Source organism: Bacteroides sp. AF39-11AC (assembly GCF_003474285.1).
Lineage (GTDB): Bacteria > Bacteroidota > Bacteroidia > Bacteroidales > Bacteroidaceae > Bacteroides.
This window is the reverse complement of record NZ_QROH01000001.1, coordinates 699,260-719,674: the sequence shown is the minus strand read 5'-3', so window position 1 is coordinate 719,674 and position 20,415 is coordinate 699,260. Positions and strand designations below refer to the sequence as shown.

Annotated in this window: 12 protein-coding genes; all 12 read right to left on the bottom strand. The window is 44.6% G+C overall.

Features of this window, described 5'->3' with window-relative positions; genetic code table 11:
- Positions 1-51: 51 nt before the first annotated feature.
- Positions 52-1,443, bottom strand: a complete 1,392-nt coding sequence (locus tag DW036_RS02380) for an MFS transporter (RefSeq protein ID WP_118461002.1) — start codon at positions 1,441-1,443, stop codon at positions 52-54.
- 155 nt (positions 1,444-1,598) lie between these two features.
- Complete coding sequence (locus tag DW036_RS02375; RefSeq protein ID WP_118461000.1) at positions 1,599-2,774, bottom strand: glycoside hydrolase family 130 protein; 1,176 nt, start codon at positions 2,772-2,774, stop codon at positions 1,599-1,601.
- Positions 2,775-2,790: 16 nt separating this feature from the next.
- Positions 2,791-3,903, bottom strand: coding sequence for a glycoside hydrolase family 26 protein (locus DW036_RS02370; protein WP_118461191.1), 1,113 nt, complete (start codon positions 3,901-3,903; stop codon positions 2,791-2,793).
- A gap of 122 nt (positions 3,904-4,025) precedes the next feature.
- A complete protein-coding gene (locus tag DW036_RS02365) occupies positions 4,026-5,471 on the bottom strand; it encodes a glycosyl hydrolase (RefSeq protein WP_118460998.1) in 1,446 nt (481 codons plus the stop codon).
- Between the two features lie 11 nt (positions 5,472-5,482).
- Complete coding sequence (locus tag DW036_RS02360; RefSeq protein WP_118460997.1) at positions 5,483-6,988, bottom strand: glycan-binding surface protein; 1,506 nt, start codon at positions 6,986-6,988, stop codon at positions 5,483-5,485.
- A 13-nt stretch (positions 6,989-7,001) separates the two neighbouring features.
- Positions 7,002-8,720 carry a RagB/SusD family nutrient uptake outer membrane protein gene (locus DW036_RS02355; protein ID WP_118460995.1) on the bottom strand — a complete coding sequence of 573 codons (1,719 nt, stop codon included), beginning with the start codon at positions 8,718-8,720 and terminating at the stop codon, positions 7,002-7,004.
- A 19-nt stretch (positions 8,721-8,739) separates the two neighbouring features.
- Entirely contained in the window at positions 8,740-11,556 is a 2,817-nt protein-coding gene (locus DW036_RS02350; protein WP_118460993.1) for a SusC/RagA family TonB-linked outer membrane protein, read from the bottom strand.
- 24 nt (positions 11,557-11,580) lie between these two features.
- Positions 11,581-13,551 carry a RagB/SusD family nutrient uptake outer membrane protein gene (locus DW036_RS02345; RefSeq protein WP_158585935.1) on the bottom strand — a complete coding sequence of 657 codons (1,971 nt, stop codon included), beginning with the start codon at positions 13,549-13,551 and terminating at the stop codon, positions 11,581-11,583.
- Between the two features lie 11 nt (positions 13,552-13,562).
- Positions 13,563-16,781, bottom strand: coding sequence for a TonB-dependent receptor (locus DW036_RS02340; RefSeq protein ID WP_233560226.1), 3,219 nt, complete (start codon positions 16,779-16,781; stop codon positions 13,563-13,565).
- 163 nt (positions 16,782-16,944) lie between these two features.
- Positions 16,945-18,060 carry a glycoside hydrolase family 26 protein gene (locus DW036_RS02335; protein ID WP_118460989.1) on the bottom strand — a complete coding sequence of 372 codons (1,116 nt, stop codon included), beginning with the start codon at positions 18,058-18,060 and terminating at the stop codon, positions 16,945-16,947.
- Between the two features lie 3 nt (positions 18,061-18,063).
- The gene (locus tag DW036_RS02330) at positions 18,064-19,017 is read right to left on the bottom strand and encodes a glycoside hydrolase family 5 protein (RefSeq protein WP_118461188.1); all 954 of its coding nucleotides are present in this window, start codon (positions 19,015-19,017) and stop codon (positions 18,064-18,066) included.
- Between the two features lie 20 nt (positions 19,018-19,037).
- Complete coding sequence (locus DW036_RS02325) at positions 19,038-20,324, bottom strand: beta-galactosidase (protein ID WP_118460987.1); 1,287 nt, start codon at positions 20,322-20,324, stop codon at positions 19,038-19,040.
- Positions 20,325-20,415 lie beyond the last annotated feature (91 nt).

Sequence of the window (20,415 nt, the reverse complement as noted above, 5' to 3'; positions counted from 1 at the left end):
CTGACGAGATTCATTTATTTCTTTTCCGGTTATGAATATAAATTTAGCTCATTACTGTACCGTTATGTCTGTTGCCCGCACTGCTTTCAGCTTCTCATTAATTTCCGCCACACGCTTCTTCGTCAATGGATAGAAGTACACGACTATCATTGCCACCACTGCCACAGTGGCAGGTATCCAGCTCATCAGCAGATTCAGTCCCGTCAGCGCTTCCGCTGTCTGCACGGCACCTTCCGCCGTATTGTAGCCAAATGACGCCAATATCCACATCACAGCCGCACCGCCCAATGCGCCGCCAAACTTCTGTGCCATCGATGAAGATGAGAATATAAGCCCAGTCGAAGCCGTCCCGTCTTTCAGTTCGGCATAATCCGAAACGTCGGCATACATACTCCATATCAACGGTGAAACGATACCCGTACAAATAGATATAACGATTTGCATAATCAGCATCACCCAGAAGCCCGTCGGTGTGCAAGGCAGATAGAAGAACAGAATGCTCAATACCGCCAGTGCCGCCATCGTGGCGATATAGGTGGATTTCTTGCCCAGTCCGCGCGAAAGGGGAACTGCCAGTACCACGCCTATCATATTGGAAACCTCTCCCACACCCAGGAACAGCCCGGCATAAAACAGGATTGTGAAATCACCCAGGTTCAGGAATATACTGTCGCCTATGTAATCTTTGAAGAAATAGGCGGCCGTAGCACCACGCACCGTATTGAACAAGTTGGAGCACAATGCCGCTCCGATAAGCAACCACCAAGGCACGTTGGCAAGCAACGACTTGAAGTCCTTACCGATAGAAACCGTAGATACGCTCTTCACGTATTCCCTCGTCATGCTGAAACATAACAGGAACACGACGAAGCACAACGCAGCAATCACAATCATGGAATATTGCCAACTGACGGTCACCGAGCCAGTCATCTCCCTGAACCACCTGCAAAGCGGCTCCCAGGCAAACAAGGCTATGAAACTACCGCCGTATGCAAAGAACATCCGGTAGGAAGAGAACACCGTCTTCGTGTCCGAGTCATCCGTCATCACTCCCAGCATAGCCCCGTATGGAACATTGATAGCTGTATAAACCGTCATCATCAGAATGTAAGTGACGTATGCCCAGATGAGTTTCCCCGTAGGTCCGAAGTCGGGCGTGGTAAACATCAATATACCACAGACAGCAAAAGGAAGAGAAATCCACAGCAGATAAGGACGGTATTTCCCCCATCGCGTATGGGTTCGGTCGGCAATGATGCCCATCATCGGGTCGGACACCGCATCCCAAATGCGCGTTACCAACAGCAGGACGCCCGTATCCGCCAGACTCAGCCCGTATATATTAGAATAGAATATAGGCAAATAATAGGAGAATATCTTCCAGAACATAGAGGAAGACATATCACCAAAGCCATAACCAATTTTCTCTTTCAGTGTTGCCATACTATTAAAAATCAAGATTTATAACCATGCGCACGCGGAACTTAAAAACAGTGTCCGAATGCCTTCTCGGCGGGGGGCAATCAGTCATATATTGAACCCTATTCAGTATACGACTGAAATAGGTTCAATAACGGCCTGATACCACCGCAAAGATATTATTTTTGCATCAGTTGCAAATTATTACTGATAAGTTTCTTCAGCGTCTCCACTGAAGCCGAAGAGGACAAGCCGTCCGCCGGGGTATTGAGGCAGTAATCCACCAATTTATCTACCGTGGAGGTGGCTACGTGCATCCGCGTGTCCGAGGAGGCGTAGTAGATGAACACCTTTCCGTTGTCATCGGCAATCCAGCCGTTGGTGAAAAGTACATTGCTTACGTCGCCTACGCGTTCTTCGCCTTCGGGCGCCATGAAGTAGCCGCCGGGGGTGGCAATGAGGCGGGAGGGGTCGTCCAGAGCCGTCATGTACATGTACAGTACATAACGCAGTCCGGCAGCGCAAGCACGCACGCCGTGGGCGAGGTGGAGCCAGCCTTGCGGGGTCTTTATGGGATGGGGGCCTTCACCGTTCTTCACTTCTTTAATAGTATGATAGTAACGGTAATCAATAATCTTTTCCTCTTTTACTTCCGCATGTGTCATATCATCCACCAAAGCCCAGCCAATGCCACCACCGCTTCCGGCATTGATAAAACCATCTTGCGGACGGGTGTAAAGGGCGTATTTACCATCTACGAATTCGGGGTGAAGGACGACGTTGCGCTGTTGACTCCTGGTTTTCAAGTCGGGCAGGCGTTGCCAGGTTTTTAAATCCTTGGTGCGGGCAATGCCGGCCGTGGCCGTGGCGGAAGAGAGGTCGCCCACTGGGGCATTGTCGTCATGGCGTTCGGCGCAGAAGATGCCGTATATCCAGCCGTCTTCGTGGGCGGTGAGACGCATATCGTAAATATTGGTGGCGGGAATAACATCTTCGGGCATGGTTACGGGATAGTCCCAAAAGCGGAAGTTATCCACGCCGTTTGGGCTTTCGGCCACGGCGAAGAAGGATTTGCGATCGGCGCCTTCCATACGCAGCATCATCAGGTATTTGCCGTTCCACTTGATGGCGCCGGAGTTGAGGGCAGCATTCATGCCGATGCGCTCCATCAGGTAAGGATTGGAAGCTTCATTTAAATCATAACGCCAGAAGACAGGGGTGTGCGCCGCCGTCACTACCGGATATTTGTAGCGGGTGAAGATGCCGTTGCCTCCCTCCATGGGTTCATTCTTCCTCGCAATCAGCTCCTCGTGTTCCTGAAAGAGTTTGTTTACCTTATCATTAAAAGTTTCCATATTGATTGTCTTTTTCTTATTTATACAAAGAGTTTACGTCATTCGCAAAAAGAGTTTTAGGATGATTGTAGAAGTCTACAAAGTCTTCGGCAGAGACTTGCCCCGGATAGGGAGCGTAAAAATGGGTGACACGCTCGCGGGCATTGCGCCACACCAATACGTAGGCTATCGGATATTTCTCCACAGCCGGGAGCAGAGTTCCGGTCCACCATTTCGAATCGGGAATGCCTTCGTATCCGGTCTCTGTAATAGCAATGATTTTATGGTGTGCTTTACCGATACTGTCTATAATGGCAAGAGACTTTTCAAAATTGGCAATATATCCATCACGATCGAACTGGTATGTATCGAAGCCAATCACATCTATCAAATCATCACCCGGATAACGCTTCAGATATTGCGCCGTATCCTGCGGTTCACAGCCCGGAGAGTAGGCATAAAGCACATTATTCACTCCGTTATCGTGAAGCGCATCTGCCGTCATGTGCCAAAGTTGCTTGTACTCCTCGGGCGTACAGAGTTTCTCGCCCCACCAGAACCAACTACCGGTATGTTCGTGCCACGGGCGGAAAAGTACCGGCACCTTCACTCCGTCTTCCGTTTGCAGGGAGTTGATAAAAGTGCTCAGTTTCTCTAACCAGCCGACAAACTTCCCATGATTTGCTCCACCGGGAAGGATGGATTTCACAACTGTAGAATCTGATACATCCCACGCGTCTCCTCCTGTCTTCGGATTGCGCAGATGCCAGCTCAAAGAGGACAGCCCGCCCCTCTTATACTGGTTCAATATCTCTTTCCTTATTTTGCTGAACGGGACATTGTCCAGACTCGCCGTGTCTCCCAACTCGATGTGCCCCAGGTCAAAGCTGACAACCGCAGGGTAATCTCCACAGACGCTCTTTACATCGGAGCGTCCTTCGTCACCATCCCAGCCGATGCCGTAGTTAGTGTCGTCGTGATGACCGAACATGAAGCCGCGGGCTGATACTTTTTTAAGATTGGCAAGCAACTGCTCCGTTTCGGCAGTGCGCGTAGGGGCGCCCTCGTCTTTTTGAGACTTCTGCGCCGGGCCACATGCCATAAGAGAATTTGAGGCCAATATCATGGTTATTAATCTAAGCGTTTTCATTTTCATATTTATCAATGGTCTATTCATTTCACTTCACAAAGATAGCGGAATGACTGTTCGTATTCTAATACAATTTTATCCTATACCTAACTTATTCTACTCGGAATAAAATCACCGGAGTGCTACTTGAACGAAGGCAAATCTTCACGAGCCACCACATAGTCCTTGCTCATGGCATCCTTCCACCAGGCAGCGTCGGCATGTTCGTGCCCATCCAGACCGGTTGCATTATATTGATACCAAGGCATAAAGAAAGACCAGCGTGCGCCTGCGCTCCATTGTGAAGAAACAGTGGCAACACTTCCACACTCACTCAATGCCACCGGTTTACCGGAATAAGTCTCCTTGATTGAACTGTACTGGGCAGCATTGGCTACTCCATCCTTCTGATTGTAAATATCACGGCCCACGATGTCCACGTAGTCATCTCCCGGATAAAAATCAACGTCTTTCGTCTGTGTGGTCCATACCCATATCAAGTTGTTTATGCCCTTCTCCTTAAAGAAATTGAACATGTAAATCCACAGTTTCTTGTAGGCATCGGCACCATCATATCCCCACCAGAACCAGGCCTTTCCACCTGTATATTCATAGATGTTGCCGGCAGCCTCGTGCAGCGGACGCCAGATTAGGGGTATGTTCTTATCTTGCAACAACTTCAGATAACCGGCCATTTTCTCCAGGTCTGCCTTCACCACTTCGTTCTCCCAAGTGCCGTCTACCGTGGCATTACTTGCACTGAAGGTGGTTGTCCAGTTGCCGTCACTACCCTTGTTCCCACCTCCGGGAGTACACGTATATTCTACGCCGTTCTTTACGTTAGGCACATTCCAATGCCAACCCGCTCCTATCAGCCCGCCTGCATCCCACCAATCTTTTACAACTTTGATGTCGCCATAATCTATCCAATCCGCCGGTGAGGCAAAAAGATGCAAATAATCAAAGAATGCAATGGCTGGATATTTTCCGGTAGTCTGCTTAACAAGTTCCGCTTCTGCTATATTCCAGTTAACGTTGGCCATTGCCCCCGACAGCACCTTCTCTCCGTAGATGCTGAACAGGTAATCAAAAACCTTCTGAGCCTGTGGCAATGGATTGGGAGTGCATAATTTGGCTATGGACGGACCGGCTGCTTCGGCCGTACTAAAGGAAATGGTTGTTCGGGGAACTTCTACTCCTGCGAGACCCAATACGGCTCCTTGCGATACCAGCAATTCATAGTTCTTACCATTCTCCAGACCGGTAATCAGAATAGTCACCTTTGTCAAGTAGACAGACACTTCGGAAACCGTAGCACCTGCTATCGTTATTTTACTACAGGCATCAGCAGGGAGTGTTAACCTCTGGTCATAGGTGAGTACAACAGTCAAATTACCGGCAGACAAGTTCTTCTCCCCATTCACCGGACTGCTCTCCAGCAGGCGGGGTGCATCCGGAACCGGGGTATCCGGAGAATCACCGCCGCCACAAGAACAGAGAAGGGCATAGAAACCAAGAACAGTCACTATATTACATAAAGAACAAAATAGTTCTTTAGACTTCGTTACAAATCGCGTGATAATATTCATTATACAGACTATTATTTCTTCGGATCTAAACGAAGATTGTCAATACACAAGCCTTGAGGTATCTTATCTCCATATAAACCATTGTTCAGCATACCTATCTCCAAGTCACCTACCAAGTCAGCACTCAAGTCGGAAATGTTGCGGGATACGGTTATCCATTTCCCGTCCGTCGTTTCCGGGAAGAGGCCGGGGCCTATCCAAAGCCATTTGTCTGCCAAGACAATCTGCATGGCAGCCTCCGAAGCTCCCATTGTACCGGTATCAATCTTGAGGTCGAACTTAATGACATAGTTCTCAATGCCGGATATGGTGCCAATATCCTGATGGTTACAGTTCAAAAGCCATCCGTCAAGAGGTTTCACCAAATGGAGATATACATTGCCTTTATCGTCTACGGGGAACTCAGTAGCCTCAGCATCCGACCAGCTATGATCCCAGGATGAGTTATGACCGTCATGCTCTTCAAAGTCATTCAACATAATTGTCTGCGGAGTAATCGGATCGGTAAGTTCTTCATCTCCCCCTGCTACCCATACAGAAGTAAACAGCGAAACTTTCTGAATTACATAGTTCTGTCCGCTAACAATCAAACCGGATTCTTGCAACTGCGACAGTATCTCTTCTGTAACCGTCTGTTCGTAATATCCGATGTCTGCCATTCCGATGATATCGAAGTATTCAAGTTCAGGCAGTAATCCCGCCCAAGTACTTCCATTCTTCAATGAACCCTGAGCATTATCGCCACAATCGGATATATATACACGAATCAAGTCATCCAATTTGGCATCGGCAAAAGCAGTGGCTGCTATTTGTAGAGAGTTGGCCCATGAACCTACATCAACAGGCTCTTCGGAATAAATAGGCACCTCTTGCTGCACCCACGAACCGCCACCAGAACCTTTCTGAATGTCTATTGCGGGCAAAGCCATCTCTGCACCGTTCTTAAAACTTATCGTTACCTGCACGGCTTCGCCTACAGGTGTATCCTGAGGTAATGTCAACTTAATGGCAGTATTCGACTTACGCGTCATTTCGAGCGCATGAATAGTCAGGCTATTGTCGCCCAAAATAAACACAACGTCTTCCACAAGCAACAAGTCCTTACCGTTTATCGTCATGCCGGTGCCGGTCATAGCTCCATCTTTCTCTGTGAACTGATAAGACAAGAAAGTAGGTTTTGCTTCTCGTATCGTCTGGCGACTTGCCACTTCCACATTCTCGGACTTCAAGACAAGAGCAGATTCTACCTCACTTACTCCTGCCGGTGTTATCACTTTCAAAGTACGTTCATCAATTTTGGTTATCTCACCGGTTGTTACCCCGCCGGGGAAGACGACTTCATTGACTGTCTCTAATGCCGTACCCGTAACCGTAACCTCTATTCCTTCCATCACAATGGTCGGATAGAAGGACGCTACGGATAATGACTGTGCCCCTATCACTTCCTCATCAGAACAGGAACCTAAATAGACACATGCAAAAACCAGTGCAGTTAGATTATATATGATTCTTTTCATGTTCTTTCTCTATTTATTGTTGATTATTAGTTCCCCAACCCGGGTTTTGCACCAGGTTCGGATTCTTATTGATTTCACTGAACGGTATCGGAAAGAAGTAATATTTATCTTCCCAATTACGTGTCTCTTGCCTGCGAGTCAGTACTACATCACCATCGGCATTCTTCTGTAGCTTAGCCACTTTCACTGTGGCAAGTTCAGAGCCACACTTCCAACGACGTACATCCCAGAACCGTTGATTCTCGAAAGCAAGTTCTACAAAACGCTCGCGCTGATAACGCTGCAACCAATCGGAAGGATTACCGCTCCAATGGGGCATTTGTACATCTTCGCGGTCGCGCAGTGCATTGATAGCGCCATTTGCTGTCAGGCCAAATTCACCGGCAGTTTCAGCGTTGCCGTAATAGCGGTACATGGCTTCGGCAAAGTTCAGGTAAAATTCACCCAACCGCATGATGACCCATGCGTGAGGTGCAGTAGTAGCATCATTGGTAGAGATATTTACGTTACCGTCACAGTACTTCTTCAGGTAATAGCCGGTAGGAGTAGCATTGAGCAATGGAGCAGCATTGATACCACCTTCGAACGTTTCAATCGGGGTAGTGTTATAGTTGGGCCACAAATCACCATTCTTCACAATAGTCAACCCGAAACGTGGATCCAATTCAGCATAAGGCTTATCACAGGTTACATTGATATCTGCATTGGCGTGACGTTCTCCGAAAGTCTGTCCACTGCCATCATTATATTCATATAAATCAACCAGAGTCTGTGTAGGACACATGCCTCCCTGCCCATTCTCTACACCAATAGGATAGTTGTAAGACTCCCAACTATTCAAAGCACCTTGCTTAGAAGCGAAAATGACTTCTGAACCGTCACCATTATCAGAACCCCAGATTTTGGCATAGTTGCCAAGCGTAATGCCCCATTGTGCTGCATACTTAATCACATCATGATTAGCTCTTGCTGCATCCAGCCACCATCCGCTATTACTGGAAGTGTTGAACAAAGGAGATGCTTTATATAAGAGTGTACGAGCCTTCAATGCCAGACACATGGGACGAGTGGCACGCCCCACTTCAGGGTTCAGCTCTGTGGTGTAAGTGATGGGCAGATATTCTGCTATAGCGTCCATCTCTTCCACAATCCAGTTCATCACATCCAAGGCCGGCGTACGTGATATCCGGTTTGCTTCTACATTCGACAGAGTTTTCAGCGTGAAAGGTACATCGCCATAAGTACGCACTAAGTCGAAATAATAATAAGCACGCAAAAAACGGACTTCGTATTCAAACAAATCGAACTTGCTCTTCATCGCTTCATAGTCATTATTGCTGGCATAGTCACTCAAGTCTATCTTATCCAACTTCTCCAGGAAGTTATTGGCCTCTGCAATAGCTTTATACGAGTTTTCCCAAGTGAACGAGAAAGGATTGTTAGGGCTCCAACCACCATTGTAAAAACGATGCACGCTCGAATTGGACAAAGCACATTCCGCTTCATCCGTAGCCGCAGCCAAAGTAGAACCGCTACCTCCCTCATAGTTCTTGTCAAAACCATTAGGCAAATGGGCATAGACACTTGTAACCAATTGTTGAATGCCGTAAATCGGGCTCTTATAAATCCAATCTTCATCATTTGTCGTCACTTCCGTATAGTTCAAGTCCACACAACTTGTGCCGAGAACAGACAATAGCGCCGTTGCTAAAATATATTTAATCAGTTTCATATCAATTCATTTTTATCAGTTAGAACTTCAGAGATACACCCAGATTCACTCCCATTAAAGTAGGATAATTGGTTCCTATATTTTCGGGATCCATCACTTTCAGGTTAGTCAAAGTCATCAGGTTCTCACCTTTCACAAATACTTTGCACTGAGACATTCTTACCTTTGAGGTCCATTTCTCCGGTAAGTAATAATAAACCTCACAGTTTCTAAGTTTCAGAAAATTTACATTCTTATACCACACGTTGTTGGCACGGTAGTTATTATTGTTAGTACGTGACGTCAAACGCGGATAGATAGGGTTGTTACTCATATCCCAGCTGTTTTCATAATACTCTTTCGACAAATTAGCTCCATCTACCAAGGGAGTCCAGACACCTGTCGTTCCCAAATAAGCGGTATACATGCCTGCTCCCTGAAACATGGCATTAAATCCGACGTTTTTATAACGAAAGCCCAAATTCAGCGCATAATTCAGTTCCGGAATAGAAGTATCATAACCCATCTTCACTTCATCATCTTCATTAATTACCTTATCTCCATTCTGATCCTTATACTTAAAGTCACCGGGTTTGCAGACATCAAAGTTCTGCCGGGGTGAGTTGGCAATATCCTCTTCGTCCTTGAAGAAACCGACAACTTCCAGTCCCCAGGGCTGATTCACACGTCCGCCAACAGCAGACAAATAATCATAAGCTACATTCTCAATGGTACGGAGTTGCTTATTGCGCCCCCAGGTGAAACTTCCGCCTACATTAAATAACAAATCATTGTTCAGTCTCTTCACCCAGTTAGCTCCCACTTCAACACCATAGCTTGCAACTCTTCCTTGATTTACATACGAGGAAGGAATACCCATTACGGATGAGTTCAATCCGTCACCAGAAAGCAGAATGTCATCACGCAATTGATAGTAAACATCTACATTCACGTCCACAGATTTAGCCAGTCTAAGATCCGTTCCGATATTGAATTTATAGGCAGTCTCCAGATTGAAAGTACGGGTCGGCTGATATCCGATGAAAGTACCCCAGCCCTGTGAACCTGTACCGGCACCAAAATAATAATCGCCACCGCCACCATTGTAATTCTCCAGCCAAAGTCCCTGAATGGGTACATAATCTGTATGCTGTATGCCTGCCGACATACGTACCTTACCGAAATTCAGGAACGAAGCATCATCCTTATTAGCATAAATATATCCCAATGAAAGCGTCGGTGCAAACGACCACTTCTGCGGATACGAGCGGCTGGAACCATTCATTGCCAATACCAAGTCTGCCATATATTTCTGTTTCAGGTCATAATGCAGATAGCCCATCACATTCATGCGGTTAAAAGTCATATATTGACCATTAGATGTTGTATTCTTCTGATGCCAGATTAAAGATGCTGAGAAGTTATCATCTTCACGGAAAGAAGTTTGATAATCGGCAGATACGGACAGATAAGAAGAACGATTATGCTTATTGATGTAATAATTATAATCCAGGTTGTTTGTCTTATTACCTGCAGAATATGTTGTCAGCCCCGATGGTACACCATTAGAATCGAATGTATATCTCTGGTAACCGTACATATAACCCAATGCATTTGATTCGTAAATCTCCGAGAAGTTATTGTAACCGGCACGGGCCGATACACTCAAACCTTCTACCCAAAAGCCCAAGTCTTGCTTCAAGGTAACATCTCCTTGAAACATACGCGCATGAGACTTCAGGAATCCTGAACCTTGTATCTGTGCAACCACATTATTCATACCATAGGTCGTATTTCCTCCCCACACATCAGCCAACTCCCCATTTGGATCATTCTTCACCGGAAAAGCGGAAGCCGGTGTCTGATAAAGCATCCAAGTCAAGCCATTAGGGTCTGCGCCGTTCGGACGATTCGTTTCAAAGAAACTTCCCAATGCATTTACCTGCATTGTCGTAGTAGAGGTCAATTGAGCGTCCAGATTCGCACGTACATTCGCTTTCGAGAATTTCAGTTGTGAGGAATAATTACCTTGGTCAGTTCCTTCAAGAATACCACGACTATCGGTATAATCCAACATAGCGAAGTATTGCAACTTATCATTACCACCTTTCATCGACAGATTCAGTTTATCTTCAGAACCCATATCCTTGAAGGCTTCGTCTTTCCAGTTTACATTGGGGTAATAATAAGGTTCGAGCCCTGTCTGGAAGGCATTCAGTTCGTAGTTGTTATACATTGCTGATAATCCATCGTTGGAACGGGCTTTGTTGATGGCTTGTGCATAGGTATAAGCATCAACAAAATCGGCCACCTTAGGATTAAAAGTAAATTTATGATCATAAGATACTGATAAACGATGTCCATCGGTTATTCCACGTTTCGTCTTTACCAGAATAACGCCATTGACACCTTGATAACCATAAAGGGCAACCGCCGCGGCATCTCTTAACACCGTCACAGATTCGACTTCAGCTATGGTCATATAATCAATGGAGCGTTCTATCCCATCCACCAGAATCAGTATATTATTCTCGCTGGTAGTCTGATTACCACGTATACTCATCGTTGCGCCGTAACCATCACTGCCTGAGAAGCCACCCTGCTTCAGAGCAGTTAGTCCCAGCAACCTGCCGTAAAGTGCATCTTTCAGGGAGATTGCAGCAGTCTTCTCTAATTCTTCACCGCTGATAGTCTGCGTAGCAGCCGTAGAAAACAATTGGCTCTGCTCAACGCCCATTCCTAAATCGACTTTACCATTCTTGTAGTCAATCAAGGAACTTTGAGCATTCATATTCAGTGTGACTGTAGCACACACAGCAGCCAAGCTTAATTTAAAGATTTTATGATGTCTTTTCATTGTTCGCAATTTTAAAATCAAATATTAATTCCAACCGGGATTCTGCGTTAGACCATAATTCTTGTTGATCTCTTCGGGAGGCAGAGGAGCCAAAATCCATTTATTGGACCAACGTTCCGGGTTACTCCACACAAAACGAGGGTTGCTTCCCTGAATATCATAAGCCTCATATTCAAAATTAGTCGGGAAAGGCTCACCACTATCTTTACTCCATGCTTTCTCTACACGATTGCCCTGCTCGTCCAAACGATAGACACGCATACCACGCAGCTGTTTTTTAAAGTCATCGACCATTAAACGGCGGTTCATGTCATGGAGCCGGTTCTCACACTCAAATCCCAATTCACAGGCACGTTCGCGCATGATTTCTTTAATCAAATTATTTTTATCTGTAGTCAGGTTCAAATTACGATTCATCACCTCAATATCTCCCAACCCCACACGGCGGCGTACCGTATTGAGTTGTTTCAAGGCCTCCACATTCTTACCTGTTTCAGCCAAAGCCTCTGCATAAATGAGATAAATCTCAGCTAAACGCAAATAAGCCACCTGTATCGGTTCATCATCAATGGTTCCCTGCCCACCCTGGTCATCCGAGCCTAAATCGAGCACATATTTATAAGTAGGAAATCCCCACGGTTTACAAGCCCAGTCTGAACCGCAAACTTTAAATTCTCCACCAACCCACATCTGAATAGGGTTATCTTCTCCATAAATCTGATATTTAAGATTTCTTTTCTGAACTACCATCGTTTCATACAAGCGAGGGTCTCTATCAGCAAAGATATCTTTCTCAGCCGGCTTCTGTCCATAGTATTTCTGCCCGTCATACTCTTTCCCGTCTGCCCAAGGAAACATTTCCATCCAATCCAGCGTGGCTGCACATGCACCCGAGTGCCAAACATTGGCTGGCGATTGGTCCCAATCGGTCATATATACACGGTCATGTACCTCTACGAGAGTTTCCTTATTTCCTCTGGCACGATAGGCCTTACGATAAGCGGAGCGATATCCGTCTTCAGTAGGTGAAGATGCTTCTACTAATTTATAATAGCCGCCATTTACATCATTCATCTGGAAGAATTGTTCACAAGCCGCAACCACAGCCTGCCAGCGCTGTACATCATAGTTCCCATACCATACCTGTCGTGCATCAACAGCATCCTGAGGTTGCTCTGTGCTATAAGGAGTGTCATTGTTAAAAATCGGACTGGCTACATAATGCAGCAGTTTGGCCTTTACGCCCACAGCCGAACCTTTTGTCATACGTCCTGCCCAAGTTGCCAAATCTGCATCCGGTAAGTTCCAGGGGAGATTAGGTTCTGCAATCGCTTCATCCAAAAGTCCTACGGTAAATGCTACCGTTTTCTCTAAGGAAGAACGGCCTTCTTCCATCTGATCTTCTCCTTTAAAAGCATGGTCTACAATAGGAAGACCACCAAAATGGCGAATACCATCCAAATACTTCGTAGCAAGGATTACTTTGGCTTCTGCTGTATAGCGAGCCTTTTCAGCATCGGTCATATCGGGCACCCGATGAATATTGTCAATCAGCAACTCACAGTCTCTTACACAATTCCAGATGGAACGTTTGGACTGGTTACTCATATTTTGAATGCCTCCCTGAGATATGAAGGCAAAACGGCTCTGCACCCAGCCTGCGTTTGCGTTAGCAGCCGTAAGATTGCCGGTATAGAACATACGTCCTATATCATCCCAACCCAACTCAGAATGCATAATGTCCGACAGACTTTCCATCAATCCGGAATTCAATGTATAGCAATTCTTAAACGGAGAATAAAGCCCTTCATAGCATTGCCAAAGCAAATATTCCGTATATACTTTCTTAGAGAAAATCAAGTCTTCATCCACATCTTCACCTTCGGCCTTTTCCAGAAAGCCATCGCCCACTTTAATCTGGTCAACACATCCCGAGAACATGGAGGCTCCAAAGGCTATTATAACAGCACCAATAATATATTTAAGTTTTTTCATCTGATACATTTTTAGAAGTTAACCTTTACACCAAAATTAAAGACACGCATCAACGGATACTTAATGAATGAACCGTAACCTCCGCCTGTATTTTCCGGATCATTGGCATCCAGCGGAGTAAAAGTCAACAGGTTCGTTCCGTTCAGATACAAACGCAGGTTAGCTGATTTTGGTAACCATGATATGTTCCTGAAATTATATCCGATTTCTACATTCTTCAGACGTATATACTTGGCATCATAATACCAGATATTAGAGTTTGCCTGATTTTGCTTTTCATTGGCAAAAGTTATACGAGGCAGCTTAGCCGATGAAGCTGTTTCCGGAGTCCAGGCATTATCTACCACCCATTGCAGCAGAGAAGAGTTATATTGCTGCCCGAAGGGTTGGCGATATACGCCATCCAAGTTTCTGGAAACATGCGTTGCGCCCGACCATAACATTGAGAAATCCAAATTCTTATATTGAAGACTCAGATTCAAAGCAAAAGTATACTCAGGATTATCCGTATATCCCATGTGCATCTGGTCATACTCTTCGGATATCACACCATCACCGTCCAAATCAACATATACTGCATCACCATTCATCAAGCTTGCCACCAACTGAGACGGCATGTCTGCACCATAAGCAGCTTTGTAACGTTCTTCCGTTTTCCCTTTCTCATAAAACTCAAAGAAGAGGTATCCTTTTCGGGAGCCTATTGAATTACCAGTAGCATACGTCCAGTCCGGGGAAACTTCTGTATCTTCTTTCAAGCCCAATTTCTTGCCCATATAACTGTCGGCCTTAACCAACTTATCAGGTTTGGTTATTTCTGCCTGCTCCACTATTTTATTCTTGGCATATGATAAAGTCGGCGATATCGTAAAAGAGAAGTCCTTACCTATGCGGTCCGAATAGCTCAGGGTAATTTCATAACCATGGTTCTTCACCCGTCCGTAGTTAATATAAGAGGGGCGCAAGGCTGTGGGAGCCTGAATCATATTTTCATTATTAATCAGGATGTTCTTACGATCTTCTTTAAAATAGTCAAAGCTCAAACTAATCTTATCATCCCAGAATTTAGCATCAAAACCAAAGTTGTATTTCACCGCCGTTTCCCACGTCACATCAGGCGAAGCAGAAGAGTATTCACGTGCCACATTCAGGAATGTAGTATTAGTGGTACCAAAGTTATATCCTGCAAAGTCGCCTACATTATTATAATATCCGTTTGTAATTTGCCAAGCAGCCGGCAAATAGAGATAGCGATATCCTTGACAGTTATCATTACCCACAGTTCCCAAAGAGCCACGCAACTTCAAATAAGACACAACCGACTTTACCGGTTTCCAAAACTTTTCTTCCGATGCAGTCCATCCGATAGAAACCGAAGGGAAGAATCCATAACGATTGCCTTTCGCAAAGTTTTCCGAACCGTTGTAGCCCATATTGGCATCAATCATATACCTGTGTTTATAGTCATAAGTCACACGACCTACTAAACCGACATATCCTTTAGGAATAGAAATATAGGTACTGTTTTGGGCATCCCACGGATAATAGCTCTTAGATTGATTATATAGTAAGAGTGCACCTACATTGTGCCCGCCAAATCGTCTGTTGTAGTTAAAGCTTGCTTCAGCATACCAGTCTCTGTTGGGCCATGAGTTTTCATTATAGCCCAGGTTCCAATAATCACCTTTTCTTTGATACACAATATTTCCGCTGTCATCCAAATAGGGTGTATATTGTGCCGGAGCTCCATTCGTCCGATTCTTCACATGATTATAAGTAGAGTTGTATGAGCCTTTTATCCTGAAATCAAGTCCCTTCGTCAAGAAATCCATATTCAGTTTATAAATCAAGTCCACATTCAGTACATTTGTAGCAGTTTCCTTATAGCCCTGTCCATAGAAAGTATCAAGACCATCACGTGAGCTTACCACATTTTCTGAATTTGTAGGGTCTATCAAAGCAGGATTTGTTTTAATCCATTTTCCGTCAACAATTCCTGCACCCGAGAATGGCTGGGCATCCATCAAATAACGGAATATGTACTCCTCGCCATTATCGCCTCCATTATTTCCAATAGAGCGTTTGTTTTCCAAGCGTCCGCCCAAGTTGATGGATAATTCATGAATCTTACCTAAGGAAATATCCAAGTTAGCGCGGTAATTGTAGCGACGGTATGAGAAATTGGACTTCTCATTATCTCCGAAAGTCTTAAACATACCGTCCTGATCTAACATACCTAACGAAACGAAATAACGTGCAACCTTATTACCTCCCGTAACCGAAATATTATGTTGACTTTGAAGTGCAGCATCTTTCATTATGTAGTCTATCCAGTCGATATCAGGATAAAGAAGAGGCTGGTCATGACTCCTGAAATGCTCCACAACATCATCAGAAAAACGCGGTTTATTGCCATCAGACAAACGCGCATTATTGAACGTATTGGCATACGTATAGGAGTCGGCAAAATCAAGGAACTGAGTAACAGTCTGAACACCCCATGAAGTAGAAGCTGATATCTGAGTCTTACCTGCTTCACCACGTTTAGTCGTTACGAGTATCACGCCGTTTGCACCACGTACACCATATACAGCCGTGGCTGAAGCATCTTTCAGCACGGTGATATCAGCCACTTCATTCGGATCAATCTGCGTAAACGAACGCTCCACCCCGTCTACCAACACCAACGGTGTAGAACCATTCAGAGAGGCTTGACCACGAATAAAGATAGTAGGATCATCAGCACCAGGAAGACCGGAGTACTGCACGGTAGACAATCCCGGTAATTTACCTGAAATAGCATTACCTAAAGAAGCAGAAGGTGACTTTAGCAGTTCTTTGCTGTTAACATTAGAAACAGATCCTGTTACAGTCACCTTTTTCTGTTGTCCATAAGCAATGACAACAACCTCATCCAAGGCTTGCGCATCAGTATCCATCGAAATTTTAAGTATCTTCCTATTCCCGACTTTTACTTCTTGAGTTTTATAGCCAACATAAGAAACAACCAACGTACTTTCAGCAGGAACCGACAATGTAAAATTACCATCCGAATCAGTAATTGTACCACTTGCCGTTCCTTTAATCAAGACAGATACACCAATCATGGTCTCTCCCATTTCATCGGTGATAGAACCTTGCACCTGAATATTCTGTGCAAAAGTTAACTGAGGTATCAAGCAAAGTAAAGCTATGATAAACCACCATTTTAACACCTTCATGTTTTTCATCAGCATCAAAGTAAAGTTATTAAAATTTTGTATTCAAGTTTGTTTTAAAATTGATTAAGCTATCCGATTACAAAAATACATGATTCCGTAATCACACACTGATACTATTTTACCCTATCATTCTATAATAATACAATGATGATAAAAGAACTTGCTCTATTTCTTATTTATATAAATCCGGTAACCGGTCTTCAAAATAAATCTGCGAATCTTCTTTGAATTTCCTGAAATCATCTTCGGCTGGATGACCGGAGAAGGGAGCATAATAATGGTTAGGATTATAGTTCGCATTTCTCCACACCATAACATAAGCCAGTTTTATAGCGGGATTTTTCAAAATGGGCAATAACACTGAAGTGTACCATTCCGGGTTAGTCACTCCTTCTAAGCCAGTCTCGGTCAATGCAGCCAGTTTCTGTTTATTCTTTGCAATATCTGATACTATTTTTAATTTATCTACTGCCAATTTCGGGTTATTCGCCCCATCTGGACGGAAATCCCAATAATTATCCGTTCCCAGAATATCTACATATTTATCGCCGGGATAGCGTTCCAGATACTCTTTCTCAGTAGTAAACTTACAGTCAGGCGAGAAAGCATACAAGAAATTGTGTACTAGCTTTGTATCTTTCAGGTAATCTACCGTGAAACGCCACAAGCAGATAAACTCTTTTTTAGTGCAATGTGCACTTCCCCACCAGAACCAGTCACCATCAAATTCATGAAAAGGCCTGAATATTATAGGAATTAGTTCTCCACCCTTGCCTTTGGCTTCATGAGCCACTTCGGCTATGCGATCCAGATACAACAAATACTGCTGATGTTTTGTGCCACCCGGAAGTATGTGGGCCACTGCTTCAACAGGATTTTTCTCCCAATAAAAGCTACCACCATTTACCGGATTGACACTGTGCCAGCAGATGGTTATCACTCCGCCACGCTCATACGTATCCGTAATGGTTTTCAGCAAATGCTTTCTGCCTTCTTCCAACCTTTTTTCATCTTTTACGGTCAGCTTGTCAAAATCGTCTCCAATCATAGCCGGATGAGACCCGCATACATCTTTTATATCACTGCGATTTTCGCCTACCGACCAGTCATGCCCATAATTGGTTGCATCCTGCTGGCCGAAGAGAATATGCTTTCCTGCCAATTCCGACAGATTCCGATAAAGTGCTTTCGTTTCGGTTGTAGCTTCATTATCTACTAAAGACTGAGCCTTAAGATTCAGCCCCAAGAAAGACGGCAGGCAGATTATTAGTATCAATTTAAGCTTCATAATTTATTCCTCCACCTTTTGCAGTTCCTTTTTCACAATACGCCCCCAGTCTTTCAAATCTTTCTCTGCCCAGTTGCCTTCAGATGAAGCATCAGGATAAAGCATAGAGCAAGTTTCATCTTTATCAGATACCGACCAGCACACCCAGCTGATGCCATGCTTCTGCATCCAATTACGCCAAGCATCCCATTCTTGTCGGTTCACAGGTCCGTCACCGCTGGCTTCCATACCGGCACACTCAGACACAAACAGAGGCAATCCCTTACTTAATGCATAGTCGGCACGCTCCCGTAGATACTGTCCATGGGTAGCAGCGTAGAAATGCAATGTGTACATGATATTCTTATATCCTACTATAGGATTATCTGCAGCCAGATTGACATCCTGATCCCAATGAGGAGTACCTACCAAAATCACATTATCGGTATCTATGGCACGAATGACGCGAATCACCTCTTCCGAATAAGCCTTCACTGTCTCCCAGGAGTCTTCTACCGGTTCATTGAATATCTCATAAATCACATAAGGCGAATCCTTGTAGCGATTGGCCATTTTTATAAAAAACTCCTTTGCCTCTTCTGTATGTATGCCGTGGCTATGCCAGTCGATAATGACATACATATTATTTTTAATAGCCTCATCGGCCACTGCCGTTACACAAGCTATTGCCCTCTCCGGATTATTCAGATATGCTCCATCGGGTTCTACTCCCATTGCTACACGCACTACTGTGCAGTTCCATTCTTGCTTCAACTGTTTCACTACAGATGCATTGTAAAAGCGAGGCCACCAGTTATGCCAGCCAAAACTGATGCCTTGCAAAACGATCTTTTCACCTTTTCCGTTCACAAGGAAAGTTCCCTCTACCGATAATTTACTTTCATCTTTTGCTGTTATGCCGGAAGAGCCACAACCAAACAATACCGAGATTAAGACAACCAGATAAATATACTTCATAAGTTTCATAGCACGACTCCTTATTTTAATTTTTCATTTTCAACCTTAATAATCTCAACTGTTGTATCTGTGGCAAAGACAGAGTTCAAGCCCTGTTCTTCCTGTGCAGGGTCCCCCATATAATCATCTCCTTTTTCCCAATACACGTGTCCGGGAACTTGCCCGGCAAAGCCACCCCACGCCCAAAAGTTACATCCGGCAAAAAGTCCCCCGTTTTCACGGTCCTGCCGAATCAAATCGAATACATAACGATAATATTCATCACGTGCATTAGTGGAAGACTCTTTAGAGAATTTGAAACCATCGCGCGGAAAGCCGAATTCTTCAAGTACAATCGGTTTGTGGTACTTCTTTGCCACCATCATGTGTTCGTCAATATACTTTTTTGTATTTTCTTTAGCCTGCGGAAGAAGTTCCATCAGACTATCTGCCTTTACCCAACCCCAGTTATAAGGCCAGACATGAATATTGAGGTAATCGATGTTCGCATCGGCATGTATCTTTTCGAAGAGAGTAATATCATTCTCGCATCCCCACAAACCTTCGCTACCGGACGATACCATATGATTGGGATCAAGCGATTTAATCAACGAAGCCACATCCGCCATCCATTGGGCGAAAGGTTCTTTGTTATCATCAGAGAAAGCGCGAGGTTCATTGCCTATCTGCCAGGACATAAGTGTAGGATCATCCACATACTTTATCTTATTATACCTATTTGTTCTTGTTACAATATCCTTGACGTAGTTGGCAAACAAAGACTTCGCGCTGTCTGATTGCTGAAACAGTTTCACATACTCCATAAAGGCCGGCCAGCCGTCGACTGCCGGCACCACTGCTTTGCCATGTCCCGACCATTGCAGATACATGGAGTAACCGCCACTCCATTCCCAAGAATTATTCAGATAGAGTACGGCCGTCATATCGCGTTTACGCAACTCATTCATGAAGTAGTCCAGCCCGGCTAAAATAGTATCATTATATACACCGGGTGCCACTTGCAAGGAAGGTTCCACACGGGTTTTCACTCCATTTTCGCCATCGGATCCCACCAATACACGCAGATTATTGATACCAATATTTTTCAAGAAATCCAGTTCTTTGTGCAAGCGTTCGCGATTACCGCCTTCACCTTCAGAGCCAAGGATGGCGCCATACCAAAAATTAGTACCTACGTAGTAATAAGGTTTCCCATCACGAATAAACTGTCCTTTATCGTTTACCTTTATAAACGAGCGTTTCACCTCAGTAGGGCTACACGCTCCGAGAAGCAGCCAAAGGATGGACCAAAAGAAAAAATGTTTCATATTATTAGCATTTAAGTGACAATGCAAAAATAGAGGTTTTCGATAGCGGAAAACGATATTATTTTATCAATTAGTTAGCGTAATGGCATTA

Excerpts from the sequence above, each read along its gene's own strand:
- DW036_RS02350 (WP_118460993.1), bottom strand. The coding sequence starts at position 11,556 with ATGAAAAGACATCATAAAATCTTTAAATTAAGCTTGGCTGCTGTGTGT.
- DW036_RS02380 (WP_118461002.1), bottom strand. The coding sequence starts at position 1,443 with ATGGCAACACTGAAAGAGAAAATTGGTTATGGCTTTGGTGATATGTCT.
- DW036_RS02325 (WP_118460987.1), bottom strand. The coding sequence starts at position 20,324 with ATGAAACATTTTTTCTTTTGGTCCATCCTTTGGCTGCTTCTCGGAGCG.
- DW036_RS02375 (WP_118461000.1), bottom strand. The coding sequence starts at position 2,774 with ATGGAAACTTTTAATGATAAGGTAAACAAACTCTTTCAGGAACACGAG.
- DW036_RS02355 (WP_118460995.1), bottom strand. The coding sequence starts at position 8,720 with ATGAAACTGATTAAATATATTTTAGCAACGGCGCTATTGTCTGTTCTC.
- DW036_RS02330 (WP_118461188.1), bottom strand. The coding sequence starts at position 19,017 with ATGAAGTATATTTATCTGGTTGTCTTAATCTCGGTATTGTTTGGTTGT.
- DW036_RS02340 (WP_233560226.1), bottom strand. The coding sequence starts at position 16,781 with ATGAAAAACATGAAGGTGTTAAAATGGTGGTTTATCATAGCTTTACTT.
- DW036_RS02335 (WP_118460989.1), bottom strand. The coding sequence starts at position 18,060 with ATGAAGCTTAAATTGATACTAATAATCTGCCTGCCGTCTTTCTTGGGG.
- DW036_RS02360 (WP_118460997.1), bottom strand. The coding sequence starts at position 6,988 with ATGAAAAGAATCATATATAATCTAACTGCACTGGTTTTTGCATGTGTC.
- DW036_RS02365 (WP_118460998.1), bottom strand. The coding sequence starts at position 5,471 with ATGAATATTATCACGCGATTTGTAACGAAGTCTAAAGAACTATTTTGT.
- DW036_RS02345 (WP_158585935.1), bottom strand. The coding sequence starts at position 13,551 with ATGAAAAAACTTAAATATATTATTGGTGCTGTTATAATAGCCTTTGGA.
- DW036_RS02370 (WP_118461191.1), bottom strand. The coding sequence starts at position 3,903 with ATGAAAACGCTTAGATTAATAACCATGATATTGGCCTCAAATTCTCTT.